Raw genomic sequence first — 18156 nt, forward strand, 5'->3', positions numbered from 1 at the left:
GGTATCCTATTCGGGAAGGGACTTTATGCAATTAGTAATTGTATCGGTCGCAGCAATAAGTGATGCGGAATCTCCGAGCGACTCGATGCAAACAAAAACCCCGGCATCGCTGCCGGGGTTTTGCATTCTTGAACCCTGCCTGAGTGGCTGGACTTAGAAGTCCATGCCGCCCATGCCGCCGCCCGGAGGCATGCCGCCTGCGCCTGCGCCGCCCTTCTTGGGCAGCTCGGCAACCATGGCTTCCGTGGTGATCAGCAGGCCGGCAACCGAAGCTGCGTTCTGGATCGCTGCACGGACAACCTTGGTCGGATCGATGATGCCCTTCTTGAGCATGTCGCCGTAGGTGCCGGTCTGCGAGTCGAAGCCGTAGCTGTAGGTCGCGGTCTCGAGGACCTTGCCGACGATGACCGAACCGTCTTCGCCTGCGTTGATGGCGATCTGGCGAGCCGGAGCCGACAGGGCCTTGCGGACGATCTCGACGCCGGTCTTCTGGTCGTCGTTCGCGGTCTTGATCTTCTTCAGCTGTTCCGAAGCGCGGAGCAGAGCGACGCCGCCGCCGGGGACGATGCCTTCTTCAACCGCAGCGCGGGTCGCATGCATCGCGTCATCAACGCGGTCCTTGCGCTCCTTCACTTCGACTTCGGTCGCGCCGCCGACGCGGATGACGGCAACGCCGCCAGCCAGCTTGGCGAGACGCTCCTGCAGCTTCTCACGATCGTAGTCCGAAGTGGTCTCTTCGATCTGCGCCTTGATCTGCGCCACGCGTGCTTCGATGTCGGCCTTCTTGCCGGCGCCGTTCACGATGGTGGAGTTCTCCTTGTCGATCATCACCTTCTTGGCGCGACCGAGCATGGCGAGCGTGACGTTCTCGAGCTTGATGCCGAGATCTTCCGAGATCGCCTGGCCGCCGGTCAGGATCGCGATGTCCTGCAGCATGGCCTTGCGGCGATCGCCGAAGCCCGGTGCCTTGACGGCAGCGACCTTGAGGCCGCCACGCAGGCGGTTGACGACGAGGGTGGCGAGAGCTTCGCCTTCGACGTCTTCCGCGACGATGACGAGCGGCTTGCCGGTCTGCACGACGGCTTCGAGCAGCGGCAGCATCTCGTTCAGCGAGGAGAGCTTCTTCTCGTTGATCAGGATGTAGGCGTCGTCGAATTCAACGCGCATCTTGTCGGCGTTGGTGACGAAGTAGGGCGAGATGTAGCCGCGGTCGAACTGCATGCCTTCGACGACGTCGAGTTCGGTTTCGAGCGACTTGGCTTCTTCAACCGTGATGACGCCCTCGTTGCCGACCTTCTTCATGGCGTCGGCGAGGAACTTGCCGATTTCCGCGTCGCCGTTGGCCGAGATGGTGCCGACCTGGGCGATTTCGTCGTTCGAGGTGACCTTCTTGGAGTTCTTGACGAGGTCAGCAACCACGGCTTCCACAGCCAGGTCGATGCCGCGCTTCAGATCCATCGGGTTCATGCCGGCAGCAACCGACTTGGCGCCTTCACGGACGATCGCCTGAGCGAGCACGGTGGCGGTGGTGGTGCCGTCGCCGGCCGCGTCGGCCGACTTCGAGGCCACTTCGCGCACCATCTGGGCGCCCATGTTCTCGAACTTGTCGTCGAGCTCGATTTCCTTGGCGACGGTGACGCCGTCCTTGGTGATGCGGGGCGCGCCGAACGACTTGTCGATGACGACGTTGCGGCCCTTCGGACCGAGCGTCACCTTCACGGCGTTGGCGAGAATGTCGACGCCGCGCAGCATCTTGTCGCGGGCATCAACGCCGAATTTCACTTCTTTAGCTGACATGTTTTGCTTCCTTGAAAATCAGGATGGGTGGGAAAGGCGCTTAAGCGGCCTTCTTCTTGGCGGGAGCGGCACCTTCGAGGACGCCCATGATGTCGCTTTCCTTCATGATCAGCAGGTCCTGACCATCGATCTTGACCTCGGTGCCCGACCACTTGCCGAACAGCACGCGCTCGCCGACCTTCAGATCGATCGGGATCAGCTTGCCGGCTTCGTCGCGGCCGCCCGGGCCGACGGAGACGATCTCGCCCTGGGAGGGCTTCTCTTTGGCGCTATCCGGAATGATGATGCCGCCAGCGGACTTCTCTTCGGCGTCGATACGCTTGACCACAACGCGATCGTGAAGCGGACGGAATTTCATGCAGTCCTCCTAAGTTTCTGTAGATGCTTGAGAAATTTAAATTGGCAGTCTGAGCCAACAAGTGCCAGCGCAGCTGGTCCGGACATAGGCCGAACGTTCCTCACCGGCAAGGGTCTGTATCAAATATTTTGGCACTCAAATATGACGGGTGCCAGAATTGGTTAAGACCCTCCGATACCGGTTCTCGAATCCGTTAGCATCCACGGTAAGTGGCTGCTAACATTCGGCTTTCAACCCATTATTAAACTTTTAAGCTTGTGATGAGGACGTTGCTTGCGTCACATTTCATGCATCGTGTTGTCACGGGCGAAGTGGAAGCCGGTTCGCTGCAGTCAGCACGGTCACAGGAGAGCAGAGCGAAGTTCGACGTCAAACCGGAATCCACTTAGCCGAATGCGCTCTGTCCATGGAGGTTGAACATGGTCTCGAGAAATGCAGCTTCTGACGATTTCAGAAAGCAGGTGCTTGGCTACGGACTGACGACGGCGCAGATTCTCTACCGCATGCCGGACCATCCATCGCTGCTGCAGACCTATGTCTGGCAGAACTACGATCTGTTTCCGAAGTTTCCCGCGCTGAAGGATTTCCTCGATTTCTGGCAGGAGAAGCTCGATGGCCCGCTCTTTGCGGTCACCGTCGCGCATTCGAAACTGATCAAGCCGGCCGAGCTTCGTGCCGTGGATGGCGTCTTCCGGTTGCACTAGTCCGCGCCTCTCAACGCGCCGGATGAATTGCCGCTGTGCTGAACTACAGCTAGGTTCCCGGATGCGCTGGCCGTTTGTTCGGCATTGCGCCGGGTGGGAAACACGACATGGCGAAGCTGAAGCGAACGTCAAAGAGCGCAGCGAAAGCGGCTGCGACGAAGAAGCCTGCGACACAGGCGGTAGCAAAAGCAGCAAAGAAGTTCGCGGTTGGCAAGCCAGCCAAGGCGAGTGCAAAAGCTGTCGCGAAATCCGGCCCGCGCCGCAAGCAGCGCGTCGCGATCAGTCACTATCAGGAAGAAGCATTTCTCGGCGACGGCCTGCGCGCTTATGCGAAGTATCGCGATCTCGGCGTTGCCGCTGCGACCGGCGGTTTGGCGCATGCGCATGTCATCCGGCTGATCGGACCTTGCGATCCGAAAGAGGTCTCCAAGCTTCACTATCACGATGCCGAGTTTCAGCTGGTCTATGTGCTGAATGGCTGGGTGAAGGCCTATATGGAAGGCGAGGGCGAGATGACCATGCGTCAGGGGTCATGCTGGACCCAGCCGCCGCGCATCAGGCACCTGATCCGCGATTACTCCGACAATTGCGAATTGCTTGAAGTAATCCTGCCGGCGGAATTCAAGACGGTGGAAGTCCGGTAGTTCGCGTGCGGAAATGCGACGCGTGCCTTGTTCGCGCGTCGCAGTGGCATTGAATCAGCTATGCTGAGCCCGTCGCTGCCCTGGCCCTCAACGAGTATCTCATGACTGCATCCGTTCCGGTTTTCGACGGTCACAACGATGTGCTGCTGCGGCTGTACAAATCGCAATCGCACGATCCGGTATCCGACTTCCTGACCGGGGAAGCCGCCGGTCACATCGACCTGCCGAAGGCGAAGGCCGGCGCGTTCGTCGGCGGGCTGTTCGCGCTGTATTCGCCGGCGGCTCAGGCGTCATCGGGATTCATGGCGCAGATGACGGGCGGACGCTACGCCGTGCCGCTTCCCGAGCCGCTGACGATGGACGAGGCGCGCAATTCCGTCGTCGCCGAACTGGCCATCCTGCTGCAGCTCGAACGTGCTTCCGCAGGCGCGGTGGCGATCTGCACCACCACCGCCGAAATCCGGTCCGCCATTGAGCGCAAGGCGCTGGCCGCGGTGGTCCATCTGGAAGGCGCGGAGGCCATCGACGCCGAGCTCAGATTCCTCGACGTTCTCTATGCGGCGGGGTTGCGGTCGATCGGGCCGGTGTGGAGCCGGACCAACATCTTCGGCCATGGCGTGCCGTTTCACTTCCCGTCCGGGCCCGATCTCGGCGACGGTCTCACCGCGGCCGGCGAGCGGTTGATCGGCGCCTGCAATGACCTGAAGATTCTGGTCGACCTGTCGCACATCACCGAGAAGGGTTTTTGGGATGTGGCGCGGCTGTCGAAAGCGCCGCTGGTGGCGACCCATTCCAATGCCCACGCGCTGTGCCCGTCGCCGCGCAATCTCACCGACAAGCAGCTCGCCGCGATCCGCGACACCGGCGGCATGGTCGGCCTGAATTTCGCGACCTGCTTCCTGCGCCCCGACGGCAGCATGCGGCCCGACACCGGCATCGAGCTGATGGTGCAGCAGATCGACTATCTGCTGGAGAAGCTGGGCGAGGATCACGTCGGGCTGGGATCGGATTTCGACGGCGCGGTGGTGCCCGAGGCCATCGACTCCGCCGCGGGCCTGCAGGCGCTGTTCGTGGCCTTGCGCGACAAGGGCTATTCCGAGACGCTGCTCGGCAAGCTCGGCGCGGGCAACTGGCTCGATCTGCTGCAGCGGACGATCGGCTGACCGGCGCTGGCGGCGTGTCTCAGGTGAGCATGCCGACGATCGCGCCCATTAGGCAGGTCGTCAGCGTCCCCGAGACGATCGACTTCACACCGAGCGCGTTGATTTCGTTACGACGTTCCGGCGCCATGGTGCCCATGCCTCCGATCATAATTCCGAGGCTGGCAAAATTTGCAAATCCGCACAGCGCATAAAGCATGATGAGGCGCGAGCGCGCATCCAGCGCATCGGGACCGAGCTTCGCCAATTGAACATAGGCGATCAACTCGTTGAGGATCGTCTTGACGCCCATCAGCGAGCCCGCGGTCAGCGCCTGGTCCCACGGCAGGCCCATCAGCCAGCACACCGGTGCCATCACGTAACCCAGCATGCGCTGTACTGACAGCGTGTTGCCTCCCACGGTGGGCATCATCATGAGGATCGCGTTCATGAGATACATCAGCGCCACGAAGACCAACAGCAGGGCGATGATGTTGACGAGCAGTTCGATGCCTGCACTCGTGCCCTTGACGATCGCATCTATCGTGCTCGTGGCCGATGCGTCCGGATTGGCGAGCAATCCACCTGTGCGACGATCCTCCGTCTCAGGCACCATGATCAGGCTGACAAGGATCGCAGCTGGCGCCGAGAGCACAGAAGCAATCACGAAATGCGCCGATGCATCGGGGATTAGCGGCGCCATGAAAGTGGCATAGAGCACCAGCACGGTACCGGCGATCCCCGCCATGCCGCCCGTCATCACCAGAAACAGTTCGCTGCGCGTGAGCTGCGCGAGGTAAGGGCGAATAAACAACGGGGCTTCGACCATGCCCAGAAAGATGTTCGCGGCCGTTGACAGCCCGACCGCGCCGCCGATGCCGAGCGTGCGTTCAAGCAGCCACGCCATGCCGCGTACGATCGGCGGCAGGATACGCCAGTAGAAGAGCAGGCTGGTCAGCACGCTGATGACCAGCACCACGGGGAGTGCCTGCAGCGCGAGCACGAAATCCGCGCCGGGATTCTTGAGATCGAACGGCAATGCGCCGCCGCCGAGATAACCGAACACGAAGGAGGTGCCGGCGCGCGACGCTGCGGCGATGGTGCTGACAGCATCGTTGATGCTGCTGAAGGCGCGCGTAACGACGGGAAGCTTCAGCAGGATCACGGCAGCGACGATCGTCAATGCGAGACCGATTGCGGCCTGTCTCAGCGACACCTTGCTGCGGTTTTCACCGAGCGCCCAGGCGATCCCCAAAAGCGCGATGACGCCGAACGCCGATTGTAGCTGCAGCATAAATCCCCCGAAACCGCGGCGATGATGCCGCGGCTTCCCATGTCATGCAATCGCAATGCCGCTGAGGCGGATTACGTTTTAGCCGCGTCCGACGAACGGCATCTTCGTCGCCATGACCGTCATGGTCAGCACATTGGCGTCGAGCGGCAGGCCGGCCATATAGGCGACAGCGTCGCCGACGGCTTTGGCGTCCATGCGCGGCTCCTGCTTCGAGGTACCGTCGGGCTGCAGCACGCCGGGGCCGTTGACCATGCGGTCGGTCATGGGTGTGGCGGCGTTGCCGATATCGACCTGGCCGACGGCGATGTCATAGGCGCGGCCGTCGAGATTGCTGGCCTTGGTCAAGCCGGTGATGGCGTGTTTGGTCGAGGTATAGGCGGCGGAGAATGGGCGCGGTGCATGCGCCGAGATCGAGCCGTTATTGATGATGCGGCCGCCGCGGGGCGTCTGATCCTTCATGATGCGGAAGGCGTGCTGCGTGCACAGGAACGGCGCGGTGAGATTGGTGTTCACCACGGCCTGCCACTGTTCGAGGCCGAGGTCTTCGAACGGAATCGCGGGCGCGCCCATGCCGGCATTGTTGAACAGCACGTCGAGCCGGCCGAATTCCTGCATGATCCTGGCGAACAGCGCGGCGATGGAGGCGGGGTCTGCCATGTCGGCGCTCACGGGGAGGCTCTTGCCGCCATTGGCCGCGCCGAGCTTCTGGGTCTCTTGCAGTAGTTCGAGCCGGCGACCGGCGAGCACGACGGTGAAACCGGCATTCATCAGCGCGAGCGACGCGGCACGGCCGACGCCGGTGCCAGCTCCGGTCACGAGTGCGATTTTGTTGGTCATCTGTTTCGTCCCTGTTTTCTTTTTACGAGAGGTCTTTTTGAGTGAGGTCCCGGACCATGAAACGTGCGTTGTCGCCGTAGCTTTGCAGTTTCTGATCCAATTCGGAATCGCGCATGATGGTGAAATCGTGCCGCTGCCAAAAATGAACTGAATTGTTGACGGCAACAAGCGTCATGTTGGGCAGTTGCATCAGCCTGGCGCGTGCCGCCATCATATCGACGGCCACAGTCGCCGCGCCGGATCTGCGGGTTTCGGGCAGCAATGCGAGATCGTGAATGTAGAAGGTCGAGGGCGCTGCGGGCATTGTCAGCAGGCTGTTCAGCGACGGCGGCTCCCTGAATTGCCAGGGATGGCTGACGAGGTAACCCTTGATCCCGTCCTGGGCCTCGAGCACGGCGCAACCGTTTGGATCGAGCGCCAGGCGGTTCGCGAACACGACCTCATCTTCGGGAAAATCGGGATGAACGGCATCCGCGATGGCGAGGACGGATGGCAGGTCTGCCTCCGTCATGATGCGCCATTTCATCGGAACTGCGGTCATTGCGGCCGCGCTCAATTGTCTTTCTTGTAGGGCGGGCGCGGAATGTTTTGATGTGCCGCGCGCAGTGCTGCCGACCAGCGCGAGCGCAGGTCGTGAAAATAGGGCTCGCCGGCTTCAATACGGTGATTGAGATCGGCGTCGCAGACATCGGTGCGCACCACCAGCACATCGATCGGCAGGCCGACGCCGATATTCGAGCGCATGGTCGAGTCCATCGAGATCAGGCCGGTCTTGAGCGCCTCGTACAATTCAACGTCGTAATGCATTGCGCGGTCGAGCACCGGCTTGCCGTATTTGTGCTCGCCGATCTGCAGATAGGGTGTGTCCACCGTGCATTCGATGAAATTGCCGGCCGGGTAGATCATGAACAGCCGCATCTTGGCGCCCTTGATCTGGCCGCCGAACAGGAATGAGACGTCGAAATTGATATCCTCGGCCTCCAGCGCCTTGCCCTCGGTGGCGTTGACGTGCCGGATGGCGCGGCCGATGCGCTGCGCAGCCTGAAACATCGTGGGCGCGTTCAGCAGGGTCTCCAGCTCGCCGGTGGTCGGGTTCTCGAGGCCCTCGCTCAGGGTGGAGAGCACCGACTGGCTGATGGCGAGATTGCCCGCGGAGGCCACCGCCATGATGCGGTCGCCGGGCTGGTTGAAGATGTGCAGCTTGCGGAAGGTCGAGATGTTGTCGAGCCCGGCATTGGTGCGCGTGTCCGCGATCATCACCAGGCCGTCCTTGACGAGAATTCCGCAGCAATAGGTCATCGTCGGTCCCTTGGTCAGGGAAGCGTCTTACGCGGTGGGTATCGACCGGGCAACCTCGGAAAGCCAATTTGAGGTCGTTCAGGACTGGCTCTGCGATTGCGACTGGCCGCGGCCATTGGCCTGATCGACCTTGACGGCAACGGTCAGGGTTTCCGTGCCGCCGCCATAGCGGGTGCCGCGGACGGGGGCTGCGCCGAGGTAATCCAGGCCGATGGCAACGCGGGCATGGGCGTCGGTGGTGCAGATGGCATTCGCTGGGTCGAAGCCGACCCAGCCGAGATCGGGCACATAGGCCTCGGCCCAGGCATGGCCGGCCTGCTGGTTGGTCTCGCCATCGGCACGCCAGAAATGGCCGGAGACGAAGCGGGCAGGGACGCCGGCCGAGCGGGCACAGGCGATGAAGATCTGCGCGTAATCCTGGCAGACGCCACGCTTGCCGATGAAGGCCTCGCTGGCCGAAGTGCCGGTGCTGGTTGGATCGACGTCGAAGGTCATGTGCTCGTTGATGGCCATCATCAACGCGTGCAGGAAGCCGAGCACGTCAGTTTCCGCGCTTGGCGCAAGGTCCTTGGCGAAGGACTGCATCGCCGCGCTGGCGTCGGTCAGGTCGGTCTGGCGCAGGAAGAAGCTCGGCGGAAACCGCTCATCGGTGCCCTTCAGCACGCCTCCGGTGTCCTGGGTGTCGATCAGGCCTTCGACGGTCACGGTGAGGTCGGCGATCGGCCCATGGGTCAGCACATGGGTGACGTTGCCGAACGCGTCCTCATGCAAATCCAGGCGCGAATCCGTGGAGACATCGATCTGCCACTCGGCGACATACTGGCCGTCATGGCTGCCCGGCGTCATCCGCAAAATCTGGATCACGCCCGAAGCCGGCGGCTCGTAGCGATAGGTGGTCGAATGGGCGATACGCAGGCGCATGGCAACGTGTCCGAATCTGCAGATGAGCCGGGACGCTAGCTCAAATCAGGTATTGTTTGGCAATGATGTCGCCCAGACGGCTGTTATCTGCAATGAATTCCTGGATGAATTCATGCAACCCATGCTGGAAAATATCCTGCATGTTGCTGTGTTCGAGGCGGTTTCGGACGCCGCGGGCGTGGCGCTGCGCTGCGCCCTGACGGCCATAGGACACGCCGATCTGGTCGAGATTGCGGACCAGATTGCCGTAGCAGCTCGCCAGCGAGCGCGGCAGCGTGTCATTGAGGATCAGCAGATCAGCGATCAGCCAGGGCTTCAGCGTCTCGCGATAGACCCAGTGATAGGCAGTCAGTGCGGAGACCGAACGCAGGATCGAGGTCCATTGATAGTAGTCGAGCGGGCCGCCGACATGTTCGTCTTCGGGCAGTAGCAGATGATATTTGACGTCGAGAATGCGCGCGGTGTTGTCGGCGCGTTCCAGATGCAGGCCGAGCCGCGAGAACCAGTAGGCATCGTTGCGCAGCATGGTGCGGTAGGCCGAGCCGTCGAAGCGCAGCGATGTTTCCTGCACGAAGCGGAGGAAGTTCGCCAGTTGCTCGCGTGTCTTGGCGCCGCCGCTCCAGGCGGATTGCAGTTCCAGCCAGGCGCTGTTGATCGTGTCCCACATCTCGCCAGTCAGTGCGGTGCGGACCGAGCGCGAGTTCAGGCGTGCGGCTTCGATGCAGTTGCGGATCGAGGAGGGATTGGCCGTCGAGAACGAGAGATATTCGACGACGTTGGTCTCGTTGGCTTCCTCGTAGATCTCGTAGAAGGCCGCGCTGACGCCTGCGGTCAGGAGCGCCGAATCCCATTCGTTGGTCTGGCCGATATAGGTATTCGGCAGCGCGGTGACGCGCAGTGTCGCCTCGATCGTGCGCGCGAGATATTCGGCGCGTTCGACATAGCGGGCTAGCCAGTAAAGGTTCTCGGCGGTGCGCGACAGCATGCTCAGCTCTTCTCCCTCCCCCCTTGCGGGGGAGGGTTGGGGAGGGGGGTAACAACACGGGACGACGTCAATTGTGGACCCCCACCCCCGACCCCTCCCCGCAAGGGGGAGGGGAGCGCACCGGCGGCGGTGGTCAGTAATGCTATCAAACCTAAATTACTCATCCAGTATCCATGTATCCTTGGTGCCGCCGCCCTGGCTGGAATTCACCACCAGTGAGCCTTCCTTCAGCGCCACGCGGGTCAGGCCGCCGGCGACGATGGAGACGTTCTTGCTGCCGGTGAGCACGAAGGGGCGAAGATCGACATGCCGCGGCGCGAGGCCTGACTCGGTGCAGGTCGGGCAGGTCGACAGCGCCAGCGTCGGCTGGGCGATGAAGCCTTCCGGCTCGCGCTTCAGCTTGTCGCGGAACGCCTCGATGGTCGCCTTGGTCGCGGCAGGGCCGATCAGCATGCCGTAACCGCCGGAGCCGTGGACTTCCTTGACGACGAGTTCGCCGAGGTGATCGAGCACGTAAGCGAGATCGCCAGGTTCGCGGCAGCGCCAGGTCGGCACATTCTTCAGGATCGGCTCTTCGCCGAGATAGAACTTCACCACTTCCGGCATGTAGCTGTAGATCGCCTTGTCGTCGGCGATGCCGGTGCCGACTGCGTTGGCCAGCGTGACGTTGCCGGCCATATAGGCGGACATCAGGCCGGGGACGCCGAGTGCTGAATCCGGGCGGAAGGTAAGGGGATCGAGGAAATCGTCATCGACGCGGCGATAGATCACGTCGACGCGTTTGAGGCCTTCAGTGGTGCGCATGAAGACTTCATCGTTCTTGACGATGAGGTCGCGGCCCTCGACGAGTTCTACGCCGAGCTTGTCGGCCAGGAACGAGTGTTCGTAGTAGGCCGAGTTGTAGACGCCGGGCGTCATCAGCGCGACGGTCGGTTCCGTCGAGGCCGAGCGCGGTGCGACGGAGCGCAGGCAGGACAGTAGCTCGTCTGGATATTTCTCGACCGGCGCGACGCGATGCCGCGCGAACAGGTCGGGGAAAAGCCGCATCATGATCTCGCGGTTCTCCAGCATGTAGGAGACACCGGAAGGCGTGCGGGCATTGTCTTCGAGAACGAAGAATTCATCCGGATTGGTGCGGACGATATCGATGCCGGCGATGTGGACATAGACGTCGTGCGGGACGTCCTGACCGTTCATCTCCGGACGGAACACCGGGTTCTGGAAGATCAGGTCATCGGGGATCAGGCCGGCGCGGAGAATTTCGCGGCCGTGATAGATGTCCTTGAGGAACATGTTGATGGCGCGGGTGCGCTGCTTCAGGCCCTTTTCCAGCAGGGTCCATTCCTTGCCGGAAATGATCCGCGGAATGACGTCGAAGGGGATCAGCCGTTCGGTGGATTCGGAGTCGCCGTAAACCGCGAAGGTGATGCCGATCCGGCGGAACAGCAGCTCCGCTTCCTGGCGGCGATGTTCCAAAGCGTCCGGAGGCGTCTCCTTGAGCCAGCGGGAGAGTTCTTCATAGGCCGGGCGGAGTTCGCCTTGGGGCCCGTTCATTTCGTCGAACGCGACTGCCATGTACCCTGACTGTTGTTTCGAGGCCGTACGGAGATTGCACGACTGAAAGGGATGGTAGCAAGGGGCGGGCCAGCACGATATGCATTCAACAAGAGCAATTCGTATGAGATGCGTGTAAAGCTGCCTGAAAAAACGGCTGGACGCTGCTCGTTTCGGCAGCAAAACCCCGTGACATCAGGACTTTGCCTGCGCATGGTCCCGGGAATGGTGAGGAACGACAAATGACCGAGATTGTGACCGCGGGCATCCTGGTGATCGGCGACGAGATTCTGTCAGGTCGGACCAAGGACAAGAACATCGGCTTCATTGCCGAGTACCTCACCAATATCGGCATCGATCTCAAGGAAGTCCGCGTCGTCTCCGATGATGAGCCGGATATCGTCGCGGCACTCGATGCGCTGCGTAAACGCTACACCTACGTTTTTACCACTGGCGGCATCGGCCCCACCCACGACGACATCACAGCGGATGCGGTCGCCAAGGCGTTCGGCGTCAAGATCGATCATCATCCCGAAGTGGTCGCGCGTTTCCAGGAGCGCTTCGGCGCCGACCTGAACGAAGCCCGGCTGCGGATGGCACGCATCCCTGACGGCGCCGACCTGATCCAGAGCGCGACCATCCTGGCGCCCGGCTTCAAGATCGACAATGTGATCGTGATGGCCGGCGTGCCAACGATCATGCAGGCGATGATGGACATCGTGTCGCCGAAGCTGAAATCTGGTTTGCGGATGCTATCCGATACGGTGAAGGCCAATGCGCGGGAGGGGGACGTTGGTGGTCCGCTGCGCGATATCGCGAAGGCGCATCCGGACACGATCATCGGCAGCTATCCGTTCATGGACGAACAGGGCAAGCCGAACACCAATCTGGTGGTGCGTTCGCGCGATCAGGATAAGCTCAATGCGGCAATGGAGGCCGTCAAGGCGATGTTGGCGACAATCAACGCGCCCAAGTGAAATTAAGAGTGAACTAACGAGTGGATCAACATAAGTCCGGCCGCCTGAGGGCGACCGATGTGAGGAGACGAACATGGCCGATCATCCGGAATTGAGTGCTGAGGAGCGCGCCGGCAAGGCATTCCCGGTGTCCTGGGATCAATTCCATCGCGATTGCCGCGCGCTGACCTGGCGGCTGAACAGCGCCGGTCCATTTCACGCGATCATCGCCATCACGCGTGGCGGCCTCGTGCCGGCAGCGATCGTGGCGCGCGAACTCGGCGTGCGCGTCATCGATACGGTGTGCATCGCGAGCTATGAGCACAACAAGCGCGGCGAGTTGCAGGTACTGAAGGGGCTCTCGGCCGATGCGCTGAAACTCGGCGGCGGCGACGGCAAGGGCCTCCTGATCATCGACGACCTCGTTGATACCGGCAAGACGGCGCGTATCGTTCGCGACATGCTGCCGAAAGCGCACTTTGCGACTGTCTATGCCAAGCCCATGGGCCGGCCGCTGGTGGATACGTACATCACCGAGGTGTCGCAGGACACCTGGATCTTTTTTCCGTGGGATCTCGGCCTGTCGTTCCAGCCTCCGATGCGCGAAGGCGCAGGCTAGGGCACCAGCTCTTCAGCCGTCATTGCGAGGAGCACTTGCGACGAAGCAATCCAGTCTTGGCTTGTTGCTTCTGGATTGCTTCGCTGCGCTCGCAATGACGTGGAGAGGACAGGGATATGCCGCTGCAAAATCGTGTCACGCCGGCAGGCGATACTGTCGCGACACCGGAACGCGGAACGTTCACCGGCAATCGTGGCATCATCCATGATCCTTCGACCAAAACGCTCCTGAACAGGCGCTGGTCGAATCCGGCCTGGATCACTTGCGTCTGCGAGTTTCGCGGGCGTCGCCGCGATGTCATGGCGACACGCAGCTGGACCGAGCTGTTCTTCCTCGACGAGGCCACATCCTTCGCCGCCGGTCACCGCCCATGCTTCTATTGCCGCCGCGACGATGCCAACCGCTTTCGCGCGGCGTGGGAGGAGGGCAACGGCGTCACGCGTGTGCGGGCGACGGAGATCGATGCGGTGCTGCATCGTGAGCGGCTGGCTAACAGGAAGAAGCGATTGCATCCGCTGGATGGGACGATTGCCGCACTGCCGGACGGAGCGATGGTGCAGGCGGGTGGTGAGAGCTATCTGATCGCGCAGGGGCGGGCGTTGCGATGGTCGTTTGCTGGGTATCGCGTGGTTGATGTCGAACCCGTCGATGCGCAATTGCTGACGCCACCATCGACGCTGAATGCGTTTCGCACGGGCTATCGTCCGATGCTGCACGAAAGTGCTCAGAACTAACGATCTCACTCCGTCATGCCCGGGCTTGACCCGGGCATCCATCTTTCTTGCTCGTAACGGAAAGAGGAAGTTGGATGGCCGGGTCAAGCCCGGCCATGACATCGAGAGAGCCGGGGTTACCCCAGCTTCTGCCTTGCGAGCTTCGTACCCGCACCCAATGCCCGCAGTTTCGCTTCCGCGATATCGCGCTGCATCGGAGCCATGCCGCAATTGGTCGTCGGCACGATCTTGTCCTTCGGCACGTGTTTCATCACGGCCTCGATGGTGGCGACGACGTCTTCTGGCGTCTCGACCTCATCGCTGGCGACGTCGATCACGCCGGCCTGCACGATCTTGTTTTTCAGCAGTCCCAGCAATTCCAGTGGCACGCGCGAATTGCGGCATTCGATGGCGACCTGCTGGATCGGGCTGGCGTCGATGGCCGGGAATATCTCCTCATATTGCCGCCACTCACTGCCGAGGGTTTCTTTCCAGTCGGTATTGGCCTTGATGCCGTAGCCGTAGCAGATGTGAACGGCTGTCGCGCAAGTAAGGCCCTGCGCGGCCCGCTCGAGGGCCTTGACGCCCCAGTCGGCGGCTTCGTCCATGAAGACGTTGAAGGCCGGCTCGTCGAACTGGATCATGTCGACGCCGTCGGCCTGCAGCGCGAGCGCTTCCTGGTTCAGCAATTCGGCGAAAGCGAAAGCCATTTTCACGCGGTCGCCGTAATAGCTGTCCGACAATGTGTCGATAATGGTCATCGGGCCGGGCAGCGTGAACTTGAACTTGTTCTTTGTATGCGCGCGGGCAGCCTGCGCCTCGAAGGCGTGAACGCGGCCCCTCAGCTGCAGCGGCGCGATCACCTGCGGCACCATCGCTTTGTAGCGATCCTTGCGGATGCCCATCTCGACCTTGTGGGCGAAGTCGATGCCGTCGACCTTTTCCAGAAAGCCATGGACGAAATGCTGCCGCGCCTGTTCGCCTTCGGTGACGATATCGACGCCGGCGTCTTCCTGAACCTTCACCGCCAGCAGCGTCGCATCGCGCTTGGCGCGCGCGAGTTCGTCGCCGGAGGAGCGCCAGGTTGGCCACAGCTTGTTCGGCTCGGCGAGCCATTCGGGCTTCGGCAGCGAGCCGGCGATGGTGGTTGGAAACAGCATTTGTTCGCTCCCCGGAAATTGTGTTTTGCGGAGGCCTATCTGCCACGTTCCTGACCCTCCGTATATGGGATTGGCGCATCCATAAGGGAGGGCTAGGATCGGCCAAAACGCATCGAGGACGCCATGATCGACCTGCACTATGCGCCGACGCCGAACGGCTGGAAAATCTCGATCATGCTGGAAGAATGCGGGCTGCCCTATACGGTCGTCCCGATGCAGCTCGGTCGCGGCGACCAGCACCAGCCAGAATTTTTGAAACTCAGCCCCAACGGCCGCATGCCGGCCATTGTCGATCATGCGCCCGCTGATGGCGGCGCACCGGTCTCGATTTTCGAGAGCGGCGCAATCCTGATCTATCTCGCGGAGAAGTCCGGCCGTTTCATGCCGGCCGAGATGCGAAAGCGTTTCGACGTCATGCAATGGCTGATGTGGCAGATGGGCGGGCTCGGTCCGATGCTCGGCCAGAACGGACATTTCCTGCTCTATGCCCCCGAGAAGATTCCCTATGCGATGGATCGCTATACCCGCGAAGCCAAGCGCCTGTACGGCGTACTCGATGCGCATCTCGGGGAAGGCCACGATTACATCGCCGGCGACTACTCCGTCGCCGATATGGCGTGCTTTCCGTGGATCATGACCCATAAGGCGCAGGGGCTGACGCTGGATGATTTCCCGAACGTGAAGCGCTGGTTTGCGCTCGTCCGCGCGCGGCCGCAGGTACAGGCAGGGCTTGCCGTCGGCAAGCAAGAGAAGAAGCCGATGGATGAGCAGGCGAGGAAGATCATGTTCGGTGTCGATGCACCGGCGCATGCGCAGGCGCAGCAATAGAGCTCGTCATTCCGGGGCGCGCATGACGAAGAAAATAATAACAAAACGAGGAAACACCCATGATCGAATTCTTCTTCGACTGTTCCAGCCCCTGGACCTACCTCGCCTTCCACAACATCCAGCCACTGGCGAAGGAATTCGGCGAGGAAATCTCGTGGCGGCCCATTCTGGTCGGCGGCATCTTCAATTCGATCAATCCCAGCGTCTATGAATCGCGCAAGACGCCGGTGCCGGCGAAGGCGCGCTACATGAAGAAGGACCTTGGCGACTGGGCGCGCTCGGCGGGCCTGGCGATCAAGATGCCGCCAGCGGTGTTTCCGGTGAACAGCGTCAAGGCGATGCGCGGCTGCATCTGGCTTGGAAACGATGCGATGGTGCCGTTTGCGCGCGCGGTGTTCGAAGCCTATTGGGGCGACGACAAGGATATCTCCAGGGATGACGTCCTGACCGAGATCTGCACGCGCACCGGCATCGATCCCGCGAAATTCTTCGCGGGCATCGGCGATCAGGCGATCAAGGACCAGCTCAAGGTCAACACTGATGATGTGATCGCACGGGGCGGCTTCGGCTCGCCGACCATCTATCTCGACAAGACCGACATGTATTTCGGCAATGACCGCCTGCCGCTGATCCGCGAGGCGCTGCAGCGTCGCCGCGTTGGCGCTGGAAGCGCCGAGAGCGCCGCCTGATGCCGAAAGCAATCGTTTGCCGCGAGCTCGGGTCACCTGATAGCCTGCGCCTCGAACAATTTGCATCAGTGCCGCTGAAACCCGGGCAGGTCCGGGTTGCCGTGCGTGCCGCCGGGATAAATTTTCCTGACATTCTGATGGCGGCCGGCGAATATCAGCTCAAGCCCGAACTACCGTTCACGCCGGGCATGGAAGCCGCCGGCGATGTCAGCGAAGTCGCCGGCGATGTGCCCGGCATCGTGGTCGGGGATCGCGTCATCGTCAAGCTGCGTCATGGCGGCTATGCGGACGAAGTCGTGGTTGCGCCGGCGCAACTCACCCCGCTGCCATCGACATTCGACTACGCGGAGGGGGCGACGTTTCTCGCCGCGCATGGCACCGCGCATCATGCGCTGGTCGATCGCGGCCAGATCAAGCCGGGCGAGACGCTGCTGGTGCATGGTGCCGGCGGCGGCGTCGGTCTAGCAGCGGTGGAGATCGGAAAGCTGCTGGGCGCCACGGTAATCGCGGTTGCATCATCGGAAGAGAAGCTTGCTGTCGCCAAAGCGCGCGGCGCGGATCACGGCGTGCTGTATGGCGCCGAACCGTTCAGGGACGCCGTCAAATGTCTCACCGATGGCAAGGGCGCCGATGTGGTGTTCGACCCTGTGGGTGGCGAGATATTCGAGCAGAGCCTGCGCTGCATCAATTGGGGCGCGCGGCTGCTGGTGATCGGCTTCACCGGTGGCATTGGCGTGGCGAAAACCAATCTCGTACTCATCAAAGGCGCCAGCGTGCTCGGCGTCCGCGCTGGCGAGGCAGCACGGCGCGATCCGAAGATCGGCGAAGCCCGCATCGCGCAGCTCCTCGCATGGGCAGAAGCAGGAAAGATCAGGCCAAATGTTTCGCATCGCCTGCCGCTGGTGGATGTTGCGGCTGCCATGCGGCTGCTGACGGAGCGCAAGGCGATCGGCCGTGTGGCGCTGACCATGGGCTGAGCGCTCAGCGCCGAAACTGGCCGTCCTTCAGGAAGGCGCTGGTCTGCATGATTGCTTCCCGGTTCCGGATCATCATCGCATGTGACGCGTGGATGACGAGGTGGTCAGTCATGCCTTCAAGTTTTGTGCGCGCGACGGTGACACGACCATCATTCGGGCCACGCAACATCAAGCGCGAAGCGATCGGATCGAGCGTGCGATCGCCGGCGATGATGCCGACCGGATAGTCAACTGGAGGAAGCATCGCCTCAGTTACGTCATCCCGCATCGTAACGAGTTGTTGCCCCGCCGGGCCGAAATACTGGCGATAGGGCAGCCAGTTCTTGAACAGATCGGCGATTTCGCTGCCGCCATTCGGCGTGCCCAGCATCACCACGCGGCCCAGACGTGATGGACGGTGGCGCGCCAGATAGACACGCGCCAGGAGCCCCCCCATCGAATGGCAGACGAAATGCGTGCAGCCTTCGTTGGCTTCGGCAAACGGCGCGATGGCGGGATGGATGTCATCGGCCAGTGCAGACAGCGTCTTGCGCCGGCTGGGATAGCCAATGTTCCGCGTGGCGAAGCCTGCGGCTTCGACCGCCTGCTGCATTTTGATGAAAGATCGGAACGACCGGCTAATGCCGTGCAGGAAAATGACGCCCTCAAGTGGACGACCAGAGGGCGTCGGATTCATTCGTCG

20 protein-coding genes are annotated in these 18156 nt (G+C 61.8%); 9 read left to right on the forward strand and 11 right to left on the reverse strand.

Going from position 1 to position 18156, the window contains the following annotated elements:
• Window positions 1-153: 153 nt before the first annotated feature.
• Together groL and AC1DUY_RS14955 are read right to left on the reverse strand one after the other, a co-directional pair.
• Complete coding sequence (gene groL, locus AC1DUY_RS14950) at window positions 154-1797, reverse strand: chaperonin GroEL (protein ID WP_093756421.1); 1644 nt, start codon at window positions 1795-1797, stop codon at window positions 154-156.
• Between the two features lie 40 nt (window positions 1798-1837).
• The gene (locus tag AC1DUY_RS14955; RefSeq protein WP_089264960.1) at window positions 1838-2155 is read right to left on the reverse strand and encodes a co-chaperone GroES; all 318 of its coding nucleotides are present in this window, start codon (window positions 2153-2155) and stop codon (window positions 1838-1840) included.
• Window positions 2156-2574: 419 nt separating this feature from the next.
• On the opposite strand from AC1DUY_RS14955, the gene AC1DUY_RS14960 reads away from it, so the two are divergent.
• From AC1DUY_RS14960 to AC1DUY_RS14970, 3 genes are all read left to right on the forward strand, one after another.
• Complete coding sequence (locus AC1DUY_RS14960; protein WP_068736319.1) at window positions 2575-2859, forward strand: usg protein; 285 nt, start codon at window positions 2575-2577, stop codon at window positions 2857-2859.
• 107 nt (window positions 2860-2966) lie between these two features.
• On the forward strand, window positions 2967-3503 hold the full coding sequence (locus AC1DUY_RS14965; RefSeq protein WP_478115207.1) for a cupin domain-containing protein: 537 nt from the start codon (window positions 2967-2969) through the stop codon (window positions 3501-3503).
• A 101-nt stretch (window positions 3504-3604) separates the two neighbouring features.
• Window positions 3605-4666, forward strand: a complete 1062-nt coding sequence (locus tag AC1DUY_RS14970; RefSeq protein ID WP_478115209.1) for a dipeptidase — start codon at window positions 3605-3607, stop codon at window positions 4664-4666.
• Between the two features lie 19 nt (window positions 4667-4685).
• Here AC1DUY_RS14970 and AC1DUY_RS14975 read toward each other — a convergent pair whose 3' ends face one another.
• The 7 genes from AC1DUY_RS14975 to AC1DUY_RS15005 all read right to left on the reverse strand — a co-directional run bounded on the left by AC1DUY_RS14975 (window position 4686) and on the right by AC1DUY_RS15005 (window position 11553).
• Complete coding sequence (locus AC1DUY_RS14975) at window positions 4686-5936, reverse strand: NupC/NupG family nucleoside CNT transporter (protein WP_478115211.1); 1251 nt, start codon at window positions 5934-5936, stop codon at window positions 4686-4688.
• A gap of 78 nt (window positions 5937-6014) precedes the next feature.
• A complete protein-coding gene (locus tag AC1DUY_RS14980; protein ID WP_092146865.1) occupies window positions 6015-6773 on the reverse strand; it encodes an SDR family oxidoreductase in 759 nt (252 codons plus the stop codon).
• A 22-nt stretch (window positions 6774-6795) separates the two neighbouring features.
• The gene (locus tag AC1DUY_RS14985) at window positions 6796-7314 is read right to left on the reverse strand and encodes a GNAT family N-acetyltransferase (protein ID WP_320444838.1); all 519 of its coding nucleotides are present in this window, start codon (window positions 7312-7314) and stop codon (window positions 6796-6798) included.
• A gap of 11 nt (window positions 7315-7325) precedes the next feature.
• On the reverse strand, window positions 7326-8072 hold the full coding sequence (locus AC1DUY_RS14990) for a proteasome-type protease (RefSeq protein WP_093756417.1): 747 nt from the start codon (window positions 8070-8072) through the stop codon (window positions 7326-7328).
• Window positions 8073-8150: 78 nt separating this feature from the next.
• Window positions 8151-8993 carry a transglutaminase family protein gene (locus AC1DUY_RS14995; RefSeq protein WP_478115214.1) on the reverse strand — a complete coding sequence of 281 codons (843 nt, stop codon included), beginning with the start codon at window positions 8991-8993 and terminating at the stop codon, window positions 8151-8153.
• 40 nt (window positions 8994-9033) lie between these two features.
• Window positions 9034-9978: an alpha-E domain-containing protein gene (locus tag AC1DUY_RS15000; protein WP_068736110.1), complete on the reverse strand. Its 945-nt coding sequence runs from the start codon at window positions 9976-9978 to the stop codon at window positions 9034-9036.
• 156 nt (window positions 9979-10134) lie between these two features.
• Entirely contained in the window at window positions 10135-11553 is a 1419-nt protein-coding gene (locus AC1DUY_RS15005) for a circularly permuted type 2 ATP-grasp protein (protein ID WP_175365791.1), read from the reverse strand.
• A 221-nt stretch (window positions 11554-11774) separates the two neighbouring features.
• Here AC1DUY_RS15005 and AC1DUY_RS15010 point away from each other — a divergent pair, with 221 nt between their 5' ends.
• From AC1DUY_RS15010 to AC1DUY_RS15020, 3 genes are all read left to right on the forward strand, one after another.
• The gene (locus AC1DUY_RS15010) at window positions 11775-12509 is read left to right on the forward strand and encodes a competence/damage-inducible protein A (protein ID WP_120292652.1); all 735 of its coding nucleotides are present in this window, start codon (window positions 11775-11777) and stop codon (window positions 12507-12509) included.
• Window positions 12510-12582: 73 nt separating this feature from the next.
• Window positions 12583-13107 carry a xanthine phosphoribosyltransferase gene (gpt, locus tag AC1DUY_RS15015; protein ID WP_068736116.1) on the forward strand — a complete coding sequence of 175 codons (525 nt, stop codon included), beginning with the start codon at window positions 12583-12585 and terminating at the stop codon, window positions 13105-13107.
• 116 nt (window positions 13108-13223) lie between these two features.
• Complete coding sequence (locus AC1DUY_RS15020; RefSeq protein WP_478115217.1) at window positions 13224-13841, forward strand: hypothetical protein; 618 nt, start codon at window positions 13224-13226, stop codon at window positions 13839-13841.
• 116 nt (window positions 13842-13957) lie between these two features.
• Here the strand turns inward: AC1DUY_RS15020 and AC1DUY_RS15025 are convergent, their stop codons facing one another.
• Entirely contained in the window at window positions 13958-14980 is a 1023-nt protein-coding gene (locus tag AC1DUY_RS15025) for a methionine synthase (protein ID WP_478115219.1), read from the reverse strand.
• A gap of 123 nt (window positions 14981-15103) precedes the next feature.
• On the opposite strand from AC1DUY_RS15025, the gene AC1DUY_RS15030 reads away from it, so the two are divergent.
• The 3 genes from AC1DUY_RS15030 to AC1DUY_RS15040 are packed head-to-tail and all read left to right on the forward strand — an operon-like array spanning window position 15104 to window position 17474.
• A complete protein-coding gene (locus tag AC1DUY_RS15030) occupies window positions 15104-15808 on the forward strand; it encodes a glutathione S-transferase N-terminal domain-containing protein (protein ID WP_478115221.1) in 705 nt (234 codons plus the stop codon).
• Between the two features lie 59 nt (window positions 15809-15867).
• On the forward strand, window positions 15868-16497 hold the full coding sequence (locus AC1DUY_RS15035; protein ID WP_478115223.1) for a DsbA family protein: 630 nt from the start codon (window positions 15868-15870) through the stop codon (window positions 16495-16497).
• Window positions 16497-17474, forward strand: coding sequence for an NADPH:quinone oxidoreductase family protein (locus AC1DUY_RS15040; protein WP_478115225.1), 978 nt, complete (start codon window positions 16497-16499; stop codon window positions 17472-17474). Before AC1DUY_RS15035 ends, AC1DUY_RS15040 begins: the two co-directional genes overlap by 1 nt.
• A 4-nt stretch (window positions 17475-17478) precedes the next feature.
• On the opposite strand, the gene AC1DUY_RS15045 is transcribed toward AC1DUY_RS15040, so the two are convergent.
• Window positions 17479-18150: an alpha/beta fold hydrolase gene (locus AC1DUY_RS15045; protein WP_478115227.1), complete on the reverse strand. Its 672-nt coding sequence runs from the start codon at window positions 18148-18150 to the stop codon at window positions 17479-17481.
• Between the last annotated feature and the right edge of the window lie 6 nt (window positions 18151-18156).

It is taken from the genome of Tardiphaga sp. P4_G1, from assembly GCF_056401215.1.